Source organism: Bradyrhizobium sp. SRS-191, from assembly GCF_024586915.1.
In the GTDB taxonomy this organism is placed as follows: domain Bacteria; phylum Pseudomonadota; class Alphaproteobacteria; order Rhizobiales; family Xanthobacteraceae; genus Bradyrhizobium.
On record NZ_JANBVS010000051.1, the window covers coordinates 1 to 2,625 of the forward strand.

Genomic DNA, 2,625 nt, shown 5'->3' on the forward strand with positions numbered 1-2,625 from the left:
GCGCGCTCTCGCGTTCGGCCGGGCTGACGAAGATGCTGTGATGCTTGCCCTTGATTTCCGCGAGCGTGTAGCCGCTCATCTTCAGCAGGTTGTCGTTGGCATCGAGGATGGTGCCGTCGAGATCGAATTCAATGACGGCCTGGGATCGGTCCAGCGCCTCGACCTCCGCAACCGCATGCCTGACCTTCTTGCTTTGGAAATTTAACATGGCCGCTCCGATGCAAAATGCGAAATGCAGTTCGGCGGGAACAAAATACCGCTGCTTTATCGGAAAAGTTGCATAAGCTTCTTGAGCAACTGTAAACCTCTCCGGGGGAACTCCGGGATGTTGCGCGCGAGCCGTGTAGCCGGCAACTCTTTCAATTCGCGGGAATTTTGAGCGCGTATGCACGGTGGAGTTCATATTGGGCCGTGCTTTCACGGGCGTAGTACTACCAACGCAACCTGCGAAATATTTCCGACGTCCGCGTGGGAACTCGAAATTTCTCACCGCGCCCCTGTCGGTATCTCGCGACCTCATTCGTCTTGAAATGGAGCCCAATCGGGCCTGTTCGAAGACATGATGAGGGAGCGCCGCCATGCGTTTCATGATGCTGATGATCCCGCTCGGCTACGAGGCGGCGCCGTCGGACGTCCAACTCGATCCCGAATGTGTCGCCGCCATGATGCGCTACAACGAGGCGCTGAACGACGCCGGCGTGCTGATCACGCTCGACGGCCTGCACCCGCCTTCAACGGGAGTGCGAGTCTCGTTTGCGTCCGGCGAGCCCATTGTCACGGACGGCCCCTTCGCGGAGGCCAAGGAAGTCCTGGGCGGTTACTGGATGATCGAGGTGAACTCGCGCGCCGAAGCAATCGCCTGGGCGAAGCAGTGCCCGGCTTCGGCCAACGAGATCATCGAGATCCGGCAGGTGCAGGAGATGGCCGACTTTGCGCCTGAGGTGCAGGCCGCCGCCGCCGGCTTTGATGCCCTCCGGACATAGCCAGAGCGAGTCCGCAGTCAACCTATCGACAAGGGAGAAACCACCGATGAGCACCAACACCTATCTCGCCGTTTTCCTCGGCAGCAAGGACAGTCCGAAATGGGCCGCGTGGAACGCCATGTCCGAGACCGACCGCAAGGCGAAGGAACAGCAGGGGATGGCCGCCTGGAAGGCTTGGGTCGAGACGCATCAGGCCGTGATCGAGGTGATGGGCGGCCCGCTCGGCAAGACGAAGCGCGTCGACGGCAAGGGTATCGCCGATATCTCCAACGAGATGGGGGCCTTCACCGTGGTCCGTGCCGCCTCGCAGGAGGCCGCGGCCCGGATGTTCGAGGCCCATCCGCATTTCGCGATCTTTCCCGGCGAGCGCGTCGAGATCATGCCGGTGCTGCCGATTCCTGGCGGTTAACCCGGACCGGAAAGTCCCGGGTATATCGTCCGTCATCCGCTAGTGACCTTGGCGGCCGGCTCATGTAAAAGCCGTTCACATGAGCTGGCGCAAGGAGCAGCGCCGCGCCGAGCGCGGCTATCATCACGGCAATCTCAAGGAAGCCTTGTTGCAGGCCGCCCTCGGGCTGATCGCCGAGAAGGGGGCGGCTGGCTTTACCTTCGCCGATGCCGCGCGCATGGCCGGCGTGAGCGCGGCGGCACCCTACCGGCATTTCCGCGACCGCGACGAATTGCTGTCCTCGATCGCCCAGCGCGGCTTCGAGCAGTTCGAGGCGCGCCTGACAGCGGCCTGGGACGACGGACGCCCCGACACGGTCACTGCGTTCGAGCGCGTGGGGAAGGCCTATCTTGCGTTCGCCCGCGAAGAGCCTGCGTTTTACAACGCGATGTTCGAATCCGGCCTGCCGGTCGATGCGAATCCGGCCCTGCAGGCCGCGAGCGAGCGCGCCTTCAACATCATCCGCGCCGCCGCCGAGCGCCTCGCCGCGCTGGCTCCGCCGGGAATTCCGCGTCCGCCGGCGATGATGATGGCGCTGCACATCTGGTCGATGTCGCACGGCGTGGCCTCGCTGTTTGCGCGAGGCGATGCGGCACGGCGGAAACTGCCGATGTCGCCCGACGAATTGCTCGAGGCCGAGGTGCTGATCTATCTGCGCGGACTCGGCTTCCCGACCGATCGTCGGCCGCAGGCCAAGGGCGCCGAGCCGCCGCCGGTGCCGCCGGAGGCCTCCTCCGGATCAGGCGTGCCGCCGGGCGGCCCCTGGGGCAAGCCGAAATAAAGTTGCGTAAATAATTCCGCGGCCGTGTCAGGTCGCCAGCTTGACAAAACCGCGGGATGATTTAGCTATGTAAATGTTATTTACATTCACAACGGCGCTGGTGCCGTGATGGAGATGGGAAATGGCCTACACCGCTGACGTCAATCGCTGGCGCGGCCCTTCGGACCAACGCTTTGAGCGCCCCCGCATGCTCGACACGCCTTGGCATCCCGGCTGGATCGCCGTGACCATCCTCGGCTTCATCATCTGGTGGCCGATCGGACTTGCCCTTCTCTTTTTCACACTCGGGAGCAGAAGAATGTCGTGCTGGAGCAACTCTGATCGCTGGCAGAACAAGATGGAGCGGATGCAGTACAAGATGGACCGCATGCGCGACCGCATGGAGCGCCGTGGTTTCGGCGGCTTTGGCTTCG

The 2,625-nt window shown here is 63.0% G+C and carries 5 protein-coding genes; 4 read left to right on the forward strand and 1 reads right to left on the reverse strand.

Annotated features, from left to right (window positions below; all coding sequences use genetic code 11):
- Positions 1-403, reverse strand: a 403-nt coding sequence (locus NLR35_RS33725) for a PAS domain S-box protein (RefSeq protein WP_257170856.1), incomplete at its 3' end; no start/stop codon positions are given.
- Between the two features lie 175 nt (positions 404-578).
- Here NLR35_RS33725 and NLR35_RS33730 point away from each other — a divergent pair.
- The 4 genes from NLR35_RS33730 to NLR35_RS33745 form a co-directional block, all read left to right on the forward strand.
- On the forward strand, positions 579-983 hold the full coding sequence (locus NLR35_RS33730; protein WP_257170857.1) for a YciI family protein: 405 nt from the start codon (positions 579-581) through the stop codon (positions 981-983).
- A gap of 46 nt (positions 984-1,029) precedes the next feature.
- Positions 1,030-1,392 carry a hypothetical protein gene (locus NLR35_RS33735; RefSeq protein ID WP_257170858.1) on the forward strand — a complete coding sequence of 121 codons (363 nt, stop codon included), beginning with the start codon at positions 1,030-1,032 and terminating at the stop codon, positions 1,390-1,392.
- Between the two features lie 79 nt (positions 1,393-1,471).
- Positions 1,472-2,212, forward strand: a complete 741-nt coding sequence (locus NLR35_RS33740) for a TetR/AcrR family transcriptional regulator (protein WP_257170859.1) — start codon at positions 1,472-1,474, stop codon at positions 2,210-2,212.
- Positions 2,213-2,333: 121 nt separating this feature from the next.
- On the forward strand, positions 2,334-2,625 hold a 292-nt coding region (locus tag NLR35_RS33745; protein WP_257170860.1), incomplete at its 3' end, for a DUF2852 domain-containing protein.